Below are 16,423 nucleotides of genomic sequence, written 5' to 3' on the forward strand. Positions count from 1 at the left end.
ATGGGCACGAAAACGGGCCGGACCATCACCTTCCTTCGTGAAAACTTGAATCACACCTCCAATCGCATCCGAACCATAAAGACTGGTACGAGGTCCACGAACAATTTCCACCCGTTCAATCTCTGAAACCGGGAGAAACTGCCAAGCTGCCCCCCCCGTAGTCGCAGACCCCATCCGGACCCCATCAACAAGCAATAACGTGTGATCGGAATTGGTCCCACGCATGAACACACTGGTGGTTTTGCCAAATGGTCCACTTTGCGTCAGGCCGATGCCGGCCCGCCCCCGCAACAAATCCACAAACTCCTTCGGCTGCAACCGCTCGATCTCCTCCCGCTCGATCACGGTGACGGAGGCCAGGGTCTGGTCGGTGGTCTGGGCTGTGCGGGTGGGGGTGACCAGGATGGGATCCAGTTGGGCCACCTGTTCCTGGGCAGTGACGAGGGAAGGGATGGCCAGCAGCACGGCCGCCGGCAGGAAGGATCGGGTTTGCATGAGTTGTGTGCTCTCCGGCGCACCGCCCGTGCGCCATGCGGTCTTGAATCAGGACGGCATGCAGGAGAGCTGAGGCTGCAGGAGGCCCGCCCCGGCGCGCAACCACGGACGGCACTTCTCCCCAGCCGGGGAACCCGAAAAGATCGAGCCGCGCAAAGCCCTCCGCAATGCCGCGTAAGCGCATCAGGCCGGTCTCCGGGCTCGCGGGCGGGTCATGTACTGTACGACCTGGTCAAGGCACCTTCCCACGCTTGCGCGCAGTGGTGTATCGCCTTGCCGGGGATCCTGGAAACACCATGGATCCCCCACCTCGCCTACCGTTGCGGGGGCAGCGCCGGCATTGTCCATGGCCTGCTGACCATGATCGCACCGGCTTCCCGTTTCACCGGACGATTGTCACCCGTCCGGCACCTGAAGCGAGGCAGGATGATACGCAACAGGATGACCATTGGCTACCGCCGGCAGGGTTTTTTCCGGCAGGATTCATTCCCGGCAACTGCTATGATGCGTCCCTTCGAGACGCGATCACCCACCATCAGCAACCCGCAAGAAAGGCGACGATGCGCTCAAAAAAGCACCATGTATTCATAATATCCTGCATTTTATGGCTCAACGCCTGGCTGACCACGGGCACGGCCGGCCCGGTTGCCCCCACGTCGGTCCAGGTCATCGACGACCGGCAGCAGGTGGTCTCGCTCGCAGCACCGGCCGAGCGCATCATCAGCCTGGCACCCCACATCACCGAACTGCTGTTTGCCGTGGGCGCCGGTGACCGGATCGTCGGCACGGTGAGTTTCAGCGACTATCCCGAAGCCGCCGCCGACATCCCCAGGATCGGCAGCTACAAGCAGCTGGACATGGAATCCATCCTGGCCCTGCAACCGGACCTGGTGGTGGCCTGGAGCAGCGGCAATGTCCAGACCCAGGTGGAACGCCTGGCCCGACTGGGTCTCCCCCTCTATTACAATGACCCCCAGGATTTCGAGCAACTGGCCCTGGCCCTGGAACGTCTGGGCACCCTGGCCGGACGGGCACGACAGGGACAGGAGACGGCGGCGGATTTTCGCCAGGCCCTGCAGATGCTTCAGGACCGATATGGCAGCCGACCCAAGGTCACGGTGTTCTACCAAATCTGGGACCGCCCCCTCATGACCCTCAACGATCAGCACCTGATCTCCCGCGCCATCGAGATCTGCGGCGGCCACAATCTGTTCGGTGACCTGGAGGCCATGGTCCCCCGGCTGGACCGGGAAGTGGTGCTGGCCGCCGACCCGGAAGCGATCCTGGCAGGCGGCATGGGCGAGGACAGCCCGCACTGGATCGACGAGTGGCGCCGCTGGCCGGCCCTGACCGCCACCGCCCGGGATAACCTATTCTTCATCCCCCCGTCCCTGCTGCAGCGGGCCACACCGCGCATCCTGGAAGGCACCCGACTGGTCTGCGAGGCCCTGGAGACTGCCCGTTCCCGACGTCCGGAGGCGTCTGAGTGAACCGATTGGCCCTCGTGCTGCTGAGCCTGCTGGGGGCCGCCTGCCTGTCCCTGGGCATCGCCGTGGCCCTGGGCAGCGTCCCCCTGACGCCGGCCGAGACCCTGGCCGTGCTCACCGGTGGCGGCGAATCTCTGCATCGAACCCTGATCCTGGAACTGCGCCTGCCCCGCGCCCTGGCGGCCTTTGCCACCGGCGGTCTGCTGGCGGTGGCCGGGGCGCTGATGCAGGTACTGCTGCGCAACCCTCTGGCTGACCCCTATGTGCTGGGGCTGTCCGGCGGCGCGGCGGTGGGGGCGTTGCTGTCCATGCTGGCGGGTCTGGGCATGATCATGGTATCGGGGGCGGCCTTTGCCGGCGCCCTGCTGTCCACCCTCATCGTCTTTGGCCTGGCCCACGGCACCGGAAGCTGGACCCCCACCCGCCTGCTGCTGACGGGGGTGGTGGTGGCAGCAGGCTGGGGCGCCGTCATCAGTTTTCTGCTGGCGGTCAGCCCCACCACCGAGCTGCCGGGGATGCTCTACTGGCTGATGGGGGATCTGTCCCATGCCCACAGCCCCTGGCCGGCCTGGATCGTGCTGGTGATCGTCGTGCTGGCGGCCCTGCCCCTGGGGCGCAGTCTCAACGTGCTGGCCCGGGGACCACTGCAGGCGGCGGCCCTGGGTGTTGCCGTGCGCCCCCTGGAATGGACCCTCTACGGGGTGGCGGCCCTGGTTACGGCGACGGCGGTCACCATGGCGGGCAGCGTGGGTTTCGTGGGCCTGATCGTGCCGCACATGTTGCGCCTGGTGCTGGGCAATGACCAGCGCCTGATCCTGCCGGCCTCGGCCCTGGCCGGCGGCATCCTGCTCACCCTGGCGGACACCCTGGCCCGCACCCTGATCGCACCGCAGCAGTTGCCGGTGGGCGTGATCACCGCCATGCTGGGCGTCCCGGTGTTCCTGTACCTGCTCTACCGCAGCCGTTGAGATGAGCGACTCCCGACTTCTTCAGCCAGCCCCCGCGCCCCTGCTGACCCTCATGGACCTGGTGGTGGATATCCCCGGTCGCACCGACGGCGCCCCCTTGAACCTGCAGATCCGGTCCGGTCAGTGCTGGGGCATCCTCGGCCCCAACGGGGCCGGCAAGAGCACCCTGCTGCATACCCTGGCCGGTCTGCGACCGCCCCGACATGGCGGCATCGACCTGGAGGGGCGATCCCTTCAACGCCTCCCCCGCCGTCGCATCGCCCGGCTGCTGGGCATCGTGTTCCAGGACCATCAGGACGGCTTTCCGGCGACGGTGCTGGAAACGGCCCTGATCGGCAGACACCCTTACCTGCGCCCCTGGGAGATGGAGTCGGCCCAGGACCATCAGGCCGCCCTCAAGGCCCTGCGACAGGTGGATCTGGCCGGGATGGAAACCCGTCTCATCGCCACCCTCTCCGGCGGCGAGCGCCAGCGCCTGGCCATTGCCACCGCCCTCACCCAGGACCCGCGCATCTTCCTGCTGGACGAGCCCACCAACCATCTGGACCTGCACCATCAGGTGGCGGTACTGGACATCGTCCGCCGTGCCGTGGCCCAAGGACGCAGCGCCGTCCTCACCCTGCATGACGTCAACCTGGCCGCCCGCTACTGCGATCACCTGCTGCTCATGTACCCCGGCGGCGAGGCCTGCTGGGGAACCACCCGGGAGATGCTGGTACCCAACGCCCTGGAACGCCTCTACGGACAGGCCCTGGTCACCGGCGAGGTGGAAGGCATGCCGGTGTTCTTTCCCCGAACCGATCTGCCGGAGTTATCCAAGACTGATTAGGCTTTTGACGCTCGAGTGTTTTCCACCGAAGCATTGATGATGTCGAATATCTGATCCAGATATCGCCCTTCGGCCGCTTCCGTTGCTTGTCGGATATAGGTAGGAATCACTTCCAGGAATTCCACTTTGCTAGTCGGCATGAACTCCAACAAAGCTTCCAACATCGCAGGACGCAGCAGACGTTTAATATCAGGCGTGTCCGGAACCTCTCTACGGATCACTTCGCGATCAAATCTTATCAGCCTTTCCTTCAGATTACCTTCGTCAAATGCAAGCAGATCAAGCTGTGCTTCTTCTAGTTCGACCTCTTCAATGATTTTCTCTATCTTATCGACCTCGGATTCTTGCACATGCTCGACAGGGGCGATGGGTGATTTTAATTCATGTAGCTCGCGAATAATCGGACCCAACTCTCCTTGCGGATTCTTGAACCAATCCGTCGACCATATTCGACGGATACGCCACCCAAGGCGCTCAAGAATCGTCTGGCGCAGACGGTCTCTGTCCCGCGCAGATTTCGCGGAGTGATAGGTCGCCCCGTCACATTCGATACCCATCAGATAACGACCTGGATTGCCAGGGTCAATTACAGCAACATCAATAAAGAATCCGGCGACACCCACTTGAGGGATGCATTCAAAACCCTTGTCACGCAATGCGGCCATGACTGATATTTCGAAGTCACTATCAGGATCTCTGCCCGTATAATGCTCGGTCCTATGAAGAATGCCGGTTTCGCAGTAACTCAGAAATTCACGTAGAGCCTGAATACCACGTTTACTTGTAGGACTGACGACTATGTCATCCGAACCCATTGAACTAAATATATGCATCCTCTTTTTGGAGCGAGTAAACAATACATTGAGGCGGCGCCAACCCACATCGGAGTTGATGGGGCCAAATCTCTGATACACCTTGGCACCAGGCTCGGGTGGCCCATAGGTCATGGAGATAAAGATCACATCGCGCTCGTCACCTTGCACATTCTCTAGATTCTTGATGAATAGGGATTCACGTCGCGCCGCATCCTTATCAAGCCACTCCTGAAATACCGGATCGTCTTTTGCCAGAGTTTCGATCGCACGTTCGATATGCTGGCGTTGCTCCGCGCTCATCGCAACCACGCCGAGGGTTTCATCCGGACGATAGCGAAAATGCTCTCTAACAGCTTCTGAAATGATCTTCGCCTCTTCAAGATTTTTTCTGTTCACAAAACATCCGCGTGGTATGCGGGAGTAGTGAATGCCGTAATCATCCGTTCGTTTGTGTGGTGAGGGGAACAATACCAAATCGCTATCGTAGAACGAGTAGTTTGAAAAAGCGATCAAACTCTCATGCTGGGAACGATAGTGCCAACGCAGACGACGGGCTGGAAACATTGGCCGTGTGGCATCCAGAATACTCTCCGACTCTTCGATGCCCGTCGGGTCTTCTTCGCCATCATCGATGATGCGGTCAAAGAAACTGGTTGGCGGTAACTGCTTGGGATCACCGACCACCACCAACTGTGCGCCACGCGCTACCGCACCTAGAGCGTCTTGTGGCTTTATCTGTGAGGCTTCGTCCATCACTACCAGATCAAATGCAATTGTTCCAGGCGTCAAGTACTGGGCAACAGACATCGGCCCCATCATGAAGCAGGGTTTCAATGCGACCAGTGCATTGCCAGACCTTTGCAGCAACTGCCGAATAGGTATATGCCGTGACTTTTTTCCACACTCATGTTCCAGCAAAACGCGTTCTGTTCTTTCGCTTACCCGCGCTGCCATATTTCCAATAGGAATCTTGGCTTGATCTATCTTCCAGGCGATCTGCTCACATTGCAGCTGTTTCAGTTTGTTATCGTATTCTTTGAATTTATCCTGAACGGCTTCCTGAGAATGGCCTGAAAATCGCCCGAGCTCAGGGTCTTCGCGCAGAATCTCTCGAGCCAAAGCATCAAACACCCCTGCCTGATAGGCATCCTCCACTTGCTCGATATCTATTTTCGAGTTTTCCACAACATCGGCAAGGCGCGACATACCAAGAGCTTCAAGTTGTTCACGCAGGCGCACATAATCGAGCCAACTTTGCAGGGTTTCACCGTTATCCAAGGCTAGTTGATTTCGCGTAACCAGCTCATCCAGTCGATCACCGGGTCGACTCATCCATGCCTCACGATCCAGTTGAACCAATGTGGAATAAGCCTCGTATCCGGACTTCTCCGATTTCACCACTGCCCGCAATATTCGGGCATGATGATCCAGCGCAGCAAAAGATGTCCTGGTCGGTGTCTTGTAGATATGCTGAATCAGTGCCTCATTGCTCAACTTGTCATCCACACAGGTGGCAATCTCCAGAGTGTTACGCAACATGGATAGGCCAGCGGAATTGTCCGTATTGATTCCCGGATTAAGACCAAGCCGGCCTTGGAACAACTTGGTATCAAAATCTGCGGCCTGCCACTTTTCTACCATATGCTTCAGCATCCCGATCTGTTCGATCCGGTCTGCAAGATCAGCTATTGAAAGCGCGCCATCGTTCGTCAAGGGACCGCATGCCCGGACAGCCTCATTCACTTCACGGATCAAACGCGGGATAATGCATCGCTCTCCAATCAGCAGCGCATCTCCGGCTTGAAGTTCCATCACCGGAGCAAATACTTCCTTCAGGCTACCCAAATCATCCAGAAGGTCTTCTAGCTGTGTTTGCATGCCCCGATCGGCCAGTGACCGCACAGCCTTGGCAAGGCTCGGCGCCAATGCGAGGATGGCGTCTCCGATCGGCACCTTCTGTCCGAAACCAACGCCATACTGCTGGCGAACCCGCTTATACCACTCGCGCAGGGATTCCAGTGCTGACAAGTCCGTATCAACCCCCCGCATATGCTCGCCAAGCGCATCTTTGTAAGCCGTATTTTGCTCAAGCCTTGATCGCTTTCCGGCAAACGAGGCCACATCATCCAAGGCATCCAGCATGGTCGGCAACTTCACCTGCGGATTGGCTGCATGACCCAAGAGTTCCTTTCTTGCCTTGCGCCAGCCCCCCTTGAACCAACGGAAGGCACCACCTCCTGCCAGTATGGCGCCAAGCCGTCGAATCTCGTTTTCCTCTGGAATCGCGTCCAGCGCAAAGCCCCCTCGAACTTTGTCATGTAGTTCCTGGAGTTCATCCAGATCTACGCGAAGTCTGGGCAATAGCTCGTCCAAATCCTCGTTTTCGAACAATTCGTCACGATATTTCCAGTGTGAAGGATTCAGGCTGGCAATCAACTTTATGACAGTCTTGAATTCGGCCAGACCTGACTCGCTCATCGTCAAATGCCTGGCTGCAGGCTCGCCGAGGGCTGACGATACGCCATGTAATGTTTCTTCAAGCTGATTGAGCTGTTCCTGGATTGCAGCAAGGAGGTTGATTGCCTTCGCCAGATCTCCCAGCTTAATATTTGGCCCAACAAGTTGTTTGAGTTTTTCATTAGCGGACAGCAAACCATCGACAACTGAAAGGTCCTGAAGAACCTGAGGCCCTGTCACCTTTGCCAACGAACAATATAGCTCCTGGATATTTTCAAACAACCTCAGATAGAGCTGAGTTTTCTTCAGCACATCCCCCCGGAGCACCGGCAACCGCTCTAAAATCTCGTCACCTTTCAAGGAAGGAATCATTTCCAGATTGGCCAAGAAGACCTGGATAGTACCCACGCTAACGGCAATACAGGATGCCTCGCAATTGAGCGTCTCGGCAATGGCCTTTCGTTGATCCTGAAGCTCCTGCAATGAACCTTGCCAATTGACAAGCAACCCTTTCACTCGATCCTGATCAAAGATCTGCAGATCACCATTGCGGACGCCATACCATGGATGATCCTGCAAGGCGGCATCTGCCCCCAGTTGCTGTGCCACGGCCCGGTATACCTTGCGATAGGCCTGAACCTGATCTTCATTACGGCGCTGCGCGGCGGCATCGTAGTTGCTTCCATCATAGCCATCAGGATGTAACAGTTCCGGGTTTAGGCTGACTGAACTACGGTAGCGCGTGGCTGCCATTAAAATCTCGTGCAGCGTCTTTCCGGTATTCTTCCAAGGTCTATTGATCTTTTCGGCGTGGGTCTTCAGCGCAGTCTTCAGTTCCTCATAACGAGCGATATCAACTTCTATATCTTTAGGCTTACGGTAGCGACCATTCTTTTTCAGGCGATCTTCCACCTCGTCGAGCACCTTGCGTTTCTGCGACTTGTGGCTATGGAGTTCGAGGCAGAACTCACCTAATCCCGCAGCATCCAAACGACTGCGAACCACCTCAAGCGCAGCGAGCTTTTCAGCTACAAACAACACTTTCTTTCCCTTCGCCATCGCTGCGGCGATCAGATTAGTGATGGTCTGTGATTTGCCAGTTCCGGGAGGTCCTTCTATAACAAGATCCTTGCCATCAACGGCATCAATAAGTGCACTATGCTGGGAGCTATCCGCATCATCAATCAGTGGATAATTCGCATGAATTTCTTCCAATTCATCGATGAGATATTCTTCACCAAAGCCTGGAGACCCCCCTGATCCTCCATCTTGATCAACCTCCTTCCCGTAGCCTGACAAAAAGCGGGACACCACCCTATGATCCGCAATATTTGCATGCTCCGGCCAGCGGTCTGGATCTAGGTCCAGATACATAAGCAATTTACTAAAGTTAAGCAGGGCCAGCGAGATATAGCGACGCAAACGCCAGCGCGGCTGATTATCCTTGATGAGTTCCTTGACTTCCCTAAAGTAATCCTCTGGAACCGTATTTTCATCAAGATCCGGCAGCGCCATGGCGAAGTCGGCGCGCAGTTTTTCTCGCAATGAAAGATTGGGGATGATGTCCTCCCCGGAATAGCTCAGGGTGTATTCATAGGTGCGGGTATCCAAGTTAAGTCGCCCTTTATGAAGGCGAACCGGCACCAGGAAAAGCGGTGCCATGCGGGCACTATCGCTATTGGAGTTTTCATACCATTCGAGAAATCCGAAGGCCAGGTAAAGAATATTGGCCCCCATCTCCTGGATGCCGGACTCAGCTGCCAGCAAAAGGCTCTTGAGGCATGCCTCCATCTCGTAGGGATACAACAAGGTCTGAATGACATTGTCCGAATGTTTTCCCCCGTCATCTTCAACTGATGATTCTGGCACCTCGTAGCTAGTGGCAAAGCCGAGCTGCCTGGCCCACTCCTCGGCACTCGGATCGTTACGTAGTCGCACTACCCGCTGGCTTTCCTCTTCGATTTCGAGATATCCCGCAGAAATCAACTCTTTTTCGGTCGGCTCGGGAATCGCTGCGAAGCGCATCTCCTTTTCCGCCAAAAGCTTTCCCACCAACTGGTTCGGAAGCTCATCAATGACACGCAGGCTACCGGCCTTGCTGTGGCGGAAATTGATCAACCGATTACGCGCCGTCAGATCCAAAAGCCGCACTCGTAGATTTTCAAGCGCTTGGTAGGCCTGTGTTTTTTTTACATTTAGTCCTTGGTTCATCGGTACGCCTTGTATACCAACATATAAGCGATTATCTGCATGGGCAGCATTGCACAAGACCTTTATCGTGGGGAATGTAATCTTGAGGGGCTGACAAGCAGGCCATGGGCGACACTCTGGAACGTGCAAACAGCCTTTGCGGGTTTCTTCAGCGATTGCGCAGTCATGCCGGGGGGTCCTTGGCGAGCGTATTTGGCCGAACATAGCCTGACTTTCGGTTCTGTTTCAATGCTTCGCCCGCACTCAGGCCTGCCTTCTCGCAGGCCGCTGTCAACGCGGTGTTTCATCCGCCATTTTTCAATCCCTTAACATCCTCATGCCTTGAGCATGCGGCATGGATCAGGCCGCGGCATTTCCCCCAATGATGGGTGCAGCGGCCCGGGCAGTCCACCACCATGGCGCCCTGGGCAAGGCAGAACGGATTCTTTATTAAGCAAACACTGAATTACCCCCTCAACCCGGCTACAATGCCTGTTCACCTCAGCCTTCGCCCGCCCATGACCCTGCCTCCCCGCATCAAGCGCTTCCTGCCCCTGATTTTGCTGGCCATCGGCATCGGCGGATTCGTCCTGCTGCTGATCACCCGTCCCACCGAGCCGCCCCGACAGGTGGCGGAGCGGGTGTGGCGGGTCACGGCTGAAGAGGTGACGCCCCGGTCCCTGTCACCCCAGGTCGATCTCTATGGTCATGTGGGTTCCCCACGGGTCGCCGGCCTGCGCGCCGCGGTGGAGGCGGATGTGGCCCAGGTGTCGGCGGAAGAAGGTCGCCGGGTCGTAGCCGGTGACACCCTGGTGATCCTGGATGACCGGGAACTGGTGCTGCTGGTACAGCAAAGGCAGGCGGATCTGGATGATCTGCGGGCACAACTGCAGGTCCTGGAACGCAGCCATGCCCGTGATCGGGAGGCCTTGACCCGGGAGCGCACCCTGCTGGAGTTGGCGGAACGCGGCGTGAACCGGGCCCAGGACCTGCTCAATCGCAACCTGGGTTCCCCCGCCACCCTGGAAGAGGCCCAGCGCAATCGGGAGCAACAAGCCCTGGCCGTGGCCAATCGGCAGCTGGCCCTGGATGATTACGAAGCCCGCCGGGAACAGCAGCGGGCACGCATCCGCCGCGCCGAGGCCCAGCTGGCCCAGGCCGGGCTGGACCTGGAACGCGGTCACATCCGCGCCCCCTTTGATGGTCGCGTCGCCCGGGTTGATGTCGCCCCCGGTGACCGGGTACGGGTGGGCGATGCCCTGGTAACCCTGTTCGATACCCAGGCCCTGGAGGTGCGCGTCCCCATCCCCGCCGCCCATCTGCCGGCGGTGCGCCAGGCCCTCGAAATGGAATTACCACCCACTGCCCAAGCCCGGGTGGATGGCCTGACCCTGGCGCTTGAACTGAGCCGACTGGCGGGTGAGACCGGGGCCGGCAGTGCCGGCGTGGAAGGGTTGTTCCGGATCATCTCGGATACCCGGGACGTCCCCCTGGGACGCTTTGTCAGCCTGCGCCTCTCCCTGCCACCCCGCGAGCAGGTGGTGGCCCTGCCCTTCGAGGCCCTGTATGGCCTGGATCGAGTCTATCGGCTGGAAGACGGACGCATGCAGGGCCTTGCGGTGAGACGGCTGGGCGAATGGGTGGACGAGGACGGCCGCGAACGCATCCTGGTATCCGGCGAGGCCTTGCGGGCGGGCGACCGGATCATCACCACCCGACTGCCCAATGCCATTGACGGCCTACGGGTCAGCGCGGAGGCTGACTGATCCATGGCCCGTTCCCGTGGTGTGATCCCCTTCTTCCTGCGGCATCCGGTGGCGGCCAACCTGCTGGTGGCACTGATGCTGCTGTCCGGTTCGTGGGCACTGATCAAGCTCAATACCCAATTCTTCCCCAGTTTTGCCCTGGATTTCGTCACCGTACAAGTGGTCTGGACCGGCGCCGGCGCGGAGGACGTAGAGACCGGCATCACCATCCCTCTGGAACAGGAACTGCGCACCGTGGACGGCCTGCGCACCCTTACCTCTACCTCGGCCCTGGGGGTGTCCTCCATCACCCTGGAATTCCAGGCCGGCACCGACATGACCCTGGCCACGGACCAGGTCAAGGATGTGGTGGCCCAGCAGCGCAATCTGCCGGAAACCGCCGAGACCCCCATCGTCAATCGCATCATCCGCTACGAGCCCATCGCCCGGGTACTCATCAGCGGCCCCAGCGACCTGCGTGAACTGCGCCCCCTGGTACGGGAATTCGAACGTCAGCTGCTGGATCGGGGCATCGCCCGCATCGACTTCTCCGGCCTCCCGGAAGAAGAAATGGCCATCCAGATCCCCACCGCCCGGTTGCTCGATCTGGGCATGACCCTGGGCCAGGTGGGAGGACGGATCGCCGAACTCTCCCGCGACCTGCCCGCCGGCATGGTGGGCCGGGACGACAGCGCCCGGCAACTACGCAGCCTGGAACAGGGTCGGGACGAAATGACCTTTGCCCGCCTCCCCCTGCGCAGCGATGGGGAAGGCGGCCTGATCCTGCTGGGGGACGTGGCGCATATCGAGCGCCGCCCCCGCGACAACCAGGTGCTGGTGCGCTACCAGGGGGAACCGGCGGTGGAGATGTCCCTGCAACGGGCGGAACGGGATGATGCCCTGGATGCCTCCCGCATCCTGCTGGACTGGCTGGACGAGGTGCAGGGGGAGCTATCGCCGGGGGTACAGATCCATGTCTATGACCAGTTCTACGAACCCCTCGTGGAGCGCATCGGCCTGCTGCTGAAAAACGGGGCCGGCGGGCTGATCCTGGTACTGGCGATCCTGTTCCTGTTCCTCAACGGCCGCCTGGCCCTGCGGGTGGCCCTGAGCATCCCCGTCTCCTTCACCGCCGCCTTCCTGGCCCTCTGGGCCCTGGGCGGCAGCATCAACATGATGTCCCTGTTCGGCTTCATCATGTCCCTGGGCATCATTGTCGACAATGCCATCGTAGTGAGTGAACATGCCTACACCCAGTATCAACGGGGCATGAGTGCGGCCCAGGCGGCACAGCGGGGCGCGCAGCGCATGATCGCCCCGGTGATCTCCGCCTCCCTCACCACCGTGGCTGCCTTCCTGCCGCTGATGCTCATCGGCGGTATCATCGGCAACATCCTCTTCGATATCCCCCTGGTGGTGATCTGCGTCATCCTGGCCACCCTGGTGATCAGCTTTCTGGTGCTGCCCTTCCATCTCAAGAATAGCCTGGAAAAGGTCAAGCCACCCCGCCCCGGCTCCTTCCGCGACCGCTTCGACCGGCGCTTCGATGCCTTCCGGGAAGGGCCCTTCCGGCGGCTGGTCACCCGGTCAGTGGGTCATGCCGGGATTACCCTGACCGGTGCGGTGGCGGTCCTGATCCTGGCCATGGGGCTGCTGGTGGGCGGCCGTATCGGCTTCACTTTCTTCCCCGCCCCCGAGGGTACCGTGGTTACGGCCGCCGCCCACTTCGTGGCCGGCACCCCACCGCAGCGGGTGGAACGCTTTCTGACCCACATGGAATCCACCCTCTACGAGACTGAATCCGAGCTTGGCGGCGACCTGATCCGCAACGTGGTGGTCTCCCTGGGCAAGGGGGTCGATGGGGGCGGCCCGGTACAGGCTCCCCGGGGGGACCAGTTCGGCGCCATCCTGGTGGAGCTGGTCTCCCCGGACCAGCGGGACGTGCGCAATGCCCGGTTCATCCGCGAGTGGCAGTCACGCATCCAGCAACCCGCAGGGATCGAACTGTTCAGCATCACGGAGCGCCAGGCCGGCCCGCCGGGGCGGGACGTGGACATCCGTCTGACCGGGGCGGACCCGGAACGACTCAAGGCGGCCGGGCTGGAACTGGCGGAGACACTCAATGATTTTCCCGGTGTCTTCGCGGTGGAAGACAACATGCCCTATGGCCGGGAACAGCTCATCTACCGGCTTCGGCCCGAAGGACTGGCCCTGGGCCTGACCACGGAATCCCTCGGCGGCCAGTTGCGTCATGGCTTCGACGGGGCGCTGGCGCAGATCTTTCAGGAGGGACTGGAAGAGGTGGAAGTGCGCGTGATCCTGCCGGATGACGAGCGTCACCGCAGCGTCACCCTGGAGCGTTTCGCGGTGATCCTGCCCGGCGGCGGCATCGCCCCTCTGGACACGGTGGCCGAGTTCCAGCCGCGCCAGGGGTTCGAGACCCTGCGCCGGGCCGATGGCCGATTGGCCATTTCCGTGTCCGCCGAAGTGGACCGGGCGTTGAACAATGCCGGTCGGGTCCGTGAACAGCTCGCGGCCGACGTGCTGCCCGCACTGGCCGAGCGCCATGGGGTGGCGTGGTCTTTCGAAGGCCGGGCCGCGGACCAGGCGGAGACCCTGGCAGACATGCGCATGGGCCTGATCTTCGCCCTGGCCCTGATCTATCTCACCCTGGCCTGGGTGTTCGGGTCCTACGGCTGGCCGTTGGTGGTCATGGCCATCATCCCCTTCGGCCTGCTGGGGGCCCTGGCCGGGCACTGGCTCCTGGGTATGGAAATGACCATCCTGTCCCTGTTCGGGCTGTTCGGGCTGACTGGGATCGTGGTGAATAACTCCATCATCCTGGTGAGTTTCTATCAGTCCCTGCGGGCGGAAGGCCTGGCCCAGGACGTGGCCATCGTGGAGGCCTCCTGCCAGCGCCTGCGGGCGGTGCTATTGACCTCGTTCACCACCATCGCGGGACTGGTGCCGCTATTGTTCGAGCGTTCGGTGCAGGCCCAGTTCCTGATCCCCATGGCGGTGTCCATCGTCTTTGGCCTGGCGGTGGCTACGGTGCTGGTCCTGGTGGTGATCCCCGCCCTGCTGGCGGTGCATGAGCGATGGGTGAACCGCTGAACAAGTCCCGTCACCCCCATGTCCCCTTCCGTCACTCCCGCGAAAGCGGGAGTCCAGGGGAGAGGCACAGTCCGCAACTGGATTCCCGCTTTCGCGGGAATGACAGAGACCAGCAGGAGGCAGCGAATCCGGAAATTTAGACTGGATTCCCGCTTTCGCGGGAATGACGGTACTTCACGGACTGCTTCGTCTTTTCCGTTATTCAGAACCGCTGTTCCAGCAACAGCGCGCCCCCTTCGTTACGCATGTCCACATGGTCCAGAAAACTCATGCCCAGCAGGGCCATGCCGGGCTGATCCCCCGGCAGCACGAAGGCCGGAACGTTGCGCTGCTCTATCCCGCCCACCCGTACCCGGTCCAGGTGAATGCGGTGCGCCCATTCAGTACCCGAGGCCGTCTGCACCCGAACCTGAGCGCCGCGGGCGTAGTCGAGCCCCAGGCGACGGGCTTCCACGGCACTCAGGGCAATGGCTGAGGCACCGGTGTCCACCAGGAAGGTGACGGCATGGCCGTTGACGGCCCCAGGCGTGGTGAAGCCCCCCGAACTACCGCGATAGATCCGCGCCTGACTGATGGCCCGGGGCTGGAATTCCCCTCCGGCACGGCCGCCGATGCCGATCTGGCGCTGACGCCCCTCCAGCTCAATGAGTACGGTCCCGCCGCGACTGTCGGTGCTGATCAGGCGCACACCCTCCTCGGACGTCTCACCCAACCGCAGCACCTGCCGTTGTCCGTCCAGGGCCATCACGGCGCGATCGGAAAAGACCCCCATCAGATGGATGTCCAAGGCGGCAGCGGGGGCAGCCAGGGGCACCAAAAGCAAGATCAGCCGGGGAAGATGGTGCGTTTTCATGGAGTAGCGAAGGTGAAGGCCAGTAGTTGCAGCACCACCAGAGCATAGACCCCCGCCAGCAGGTCATCCACCATGATGCCGGTGCCGCCTTCCACCCGCCGGTCCAGCCAGCCGATGGGCCAAGGCTTGAGCACATCGAAGATCCGGAACAGTACGAAACCCACCAACACCCAGATCCAGCCCGCCGGCGCGGCGATCATGGTGACCAAAAAGCCGGCGAACTCGTCCCAGACAATGCCGGGATGATCATGCACCCCCAGACGCCGGGAACTCTCGCCGCAGAGCCAGACACCGACGCCGATCACGACCAGGGTGGCCAGCAGATAGCCCCACAAGGGCAGGCCCGATAACAGCAGGTACAGGGGGATGGCGGCCGCCGTGCCCGCCGTTCCAGGGGCCTTGGGTGACAGACCGCTGCCAAAGCCAAAGGCCAGAAAATGCACCGGATCGGTGAGAATCCGGCGCGCGGGGATGGGGGCTGGTTTTGATTGGCTCATGAGGACTCCGCGGTCTGAAAATGATCATAGCCGCCCCGATCCAACGCCAGCCGGTCACCCACCGAGTCCAGCACGCGCAGCCCCGGCTCGGCCTCAATCACGCCGATCTCCGCCACCGGACAGCCCGTTCCCGCCAGACGCTCGTGTACCAGCGCCACCTGCGGCTGGGGAACCGTGAACAGGAGCTCGTAGTCATCCCCCCCTGCCAGAGGCAATGACCAGTCAACCCGCTCCGCGGGCATGTGGGCCAGAAAGGCAGCGGACAGGGGCAAATCGGATGTGCGCAGGGTTGCCCCCACCCCGGAGGCCGCCAGGACATGGCCCAGGTCCTGGCAGAGTCCATCGGAGATGTCGATGCAGGCCGTGGCCAGACCGCGCAGGGCCAACCCGGCCGCCATTCGGGGTGTGGGCCGATCCAGGCGCCGGCGCAGCGGGTCATCGGGATCGAGGGGTTGACCGGCCAGGAGCCGTTGCAGCGCCAGCGCCGCATCCCCCGGTGTGCCCGTGACCATGATGCGATCTCCCGGGCGGGCACCCCGACGGCGCAGGGCGGCGCCTGCCGGTACCACGCCCATGATCTGGACCGTGATGGACAAAGGTCCCCGGGTGGTATCCCCGCCCACCAGTTCCACCCCATGCTGCCCGGCCAGGTTCAACAGGCCCCGGGCAAAGCCCTCGAGCCAGTCCGGCTCCTGCTCCGGCAGGGTCAGGGCCAGGGTGATCCAGCGGGGTGTGGCGCCCATGGCGGCCAAATCGCTCAGGTTCACCGCCAGGGCCTTGTGACCCACGGCGGCCGGGGGCGTCTGCGGGGGAAAATGGACCCCACGGATCAGGGTGTCCACCGATACCGCCAACTCATGCCCCGGCGGCACCCGCAGCAGGGCCGCATCATCCCCCACCCCCAGTACCACATCCGTGTGCCTGGGGGCCTGGGTGAAATAGCGGCGGATCAGGTCGAATTCCTTCACAGGCG

Annotated in this window: 10 protein-coding genes and 1 riboswitch; of the genes, 5 read left to right on the forward strand and 5 right to left on the reverse strand. The window is 61.0% G+C overall.

What is annotated here, in order from left to right; translation table 11 throughout:
- Positions 1-495, reverse strand: a 495-nt coding sequence (locus LQ952_RS06480; protein ID WP_238621843.1) for a TonB-dependent receptor plug domain-containing protein, incomplete at its 3' end; no start/stop codon positions are given.
- A 169-nt stretch (positions 496-664) separates the two neighbouring features.
- A riboswitch (cobalamin riboswitch) is annotated at positions 665-925 on the reverse strand.
- A 130-nt stretch (positions 926-1,055) separates the two neighbouring features.
- Here LQ952_RS06480 and LQ952_RS06485 point away from each other — a divergent pair.
- The 3 genes from LQ952_RS06485 to LQ952_RS06495 are packed head-to-tail and all read left to right on the forward strand — an operon-like array spanning position 1,056 to position 3,779.
- On the forward strand, positions 1,056-1,985 hold the full coding sequence (locus tag LQ952_RS06485) for a cobalamin-binding protein (RefSeq protein WP_238621844.1): 930 nt from the start codon (positions 1,056-1,058) through the stop codon (positions 1,983-1,985).
- Complete coding sequence (locus LQ952_RS06490) at positions 1,982-2,950, forward strand: FecCD family ABC transporter permease (RefSeq protein WP_238621845.1); 969 nt, start codon at positions 1,982-1,984, stop codon at positions 2,948-2,950. Before LQ952_RS06485 ends, LQ952_RS06490 begins: the two co-directional genes overlap by 4 nt.
- 1 nt (position 2,951) lies before the next feature.
- Complete coding sequence (locus LQ952_RS06495) at positions 2,952-3,779, forward strand: ABC transporter ATP-binding protein (protein WP_238621846.1); 828 nt, start codon at positions 2,952-2,954, stop codon at positions 3,777-3,779.
- On the opposite strand, the gene hhe is transcribed toward LQ952_RS06495, so the two are convergent.
- Complete coding sequence (hhe, locus tag LQ952_RS06500; protein WP_238621847.1) at positions 3,776-9,262, reverse strand: DUF4011 domain-containing anti-phage protein Hhe; 5,487 nt, start codon at positions 9,260-9,262, stop codon at positions 3,776-3,778. The two genes, LQ952_RS06495 and hhe, sit on opposite strands and share 4 nt — an antisense overlap.
- Before the next feature lie 497 nt (positions 9,263-9,759).
- On the opposite strand from hhe, the gene LQ952_RS06505 reads away from it, so the two are divergent.
- Together LQ952_RS06505 and LQ952_RS06510 are read left to right on the forward strand one after the other, a co-directional pair.
- Positions 9,760-11,007, forward strand: coding sequence for an efflux RND transporter periplasmic adaptor subunit (locus tag LQ952_RS06505; RefSeq protein ID WP_238621848.1), 1,248 nt, complete (start codon positions 9,760-9,762; stop codon positions 11,005-11,007).
- A 3-nt stretch (positions 11,008-11,010) separates the two neighbouring features.
- Positions 11,011-14,100, forward strand: a complete 3,090-nt coding sequence (locus tag LQ952_RS06510) for an efflux RND transporter permease subunit (protein ID WP_238621849.1) — start codon at positions 11,011-11,013, stop codon at positions 14,098-14,100.
- A 202-nt stretch (positions 14,101-14,302) separates the two neighbouring features.
- On the opposite strand, the gene LQ952_RS06515 is transcribed toward LQ952_RS06510, so the two are convergent.
- The 3 genes from LQ952_RS06515 to thiL are packed head-to-tail and all read right to left on the reverse strand — an operon-like array spanning position 14,303 to position 16,418.
- Positions 14,303-14,914, reverse strand: coding sequence for a retropepsin-like aspartic protease family protein (locus tag LQ952_RS06515; protein WP_238621850.1), 612 nt, complete (start codon positions 14,912-14,914; stop codon positions 14,303-14,305).
- A 35-nt stretch (positions 14,915-14,949) separates the two neighbouring features.
- Positions 14,950-15,450: a phosphatidylglycerophosphatase A family protein gene (locus LQ952_RS06520; RefSeq protein WP_238621851.1), complete on the reverse strand. Its 501-nt coding sequence runs from the start codon at positions 15,448-15,450 to the stop codon at positions 14,950-14,952.
- Positions 15,447-16,418 (reverse strand): thiamine-phosphate kinase, encoded by a 972-nt coding sequence (thiL, locus tag LQ952_RS06525; RefSeq protein ID WP_238621852.1) that lies wholly within the window; start codon positions 16,416-16,418, stop codon positions 15,447-15,449. Before thiL ends, LQ952_RS06520 begins: the two co-directional genes overlap by 4 nt.
- Positions 16,419-16,423 lie beyond the last annotated feature (5 nt).

It is taken from the genome of Ectothiorhodospira lacustris, assembly GCF_022227785.1.
GTDB lineage: Bacteria > Pseudomonadota > Gammaproteobacteria > Ectothiorhodospirales > Ectothiorhodospiraceae > Ectothiorhodospira > Ectothiorhodospira lacustris.

Excerpts from the sequence above, each read along its gene's own strand:
- LQ952_RS06495 (WP_238621846.1), top strand. The coding sequence starts at position 2,952 with ATGAGCGACTCCCGACTTCTTCAGCCAGCCCCCGCGCCCCTGCTGACC.
- LQ952_RS06485 (WP_238621844.1), top strand. The coding sequence starts at position 1,056 with ATGCGCTCAAAAAAGCACCATGTATTCATAATATCCTGCATTTTATGG.
- LQ952_RS06520 (WP_238621851.1), bottom strand. The coding sequence starts at position 15,450 with ATGAGCCAATCAAAACCAGCCCCCATCCCCGCGCGCCGGATTCTCACC.
- LQ952_RS06505 (WP_238621848.1), top strand. The coding sequence starts at position 9,760 with ATGACCCTGCCTCCCCGCATCAAGCGCTTCCTGCCCCTGATTTTGCTG.
- hhe (WP_238621847.1), bottom strand. The coding sequence starts at position 9,262 with ATGAACCAAGGACTAAATGTAAAAAAAACACAGGCCTACCAAGCGCTT.
- LQ952_RS06510 (WP_238621849.1), top strand. The coding sequence starts at position 11,011 with ATGGCCCGTTCCCGTGGTGTGATCCCCTTCTTCCTGCGGCATCCGGTG.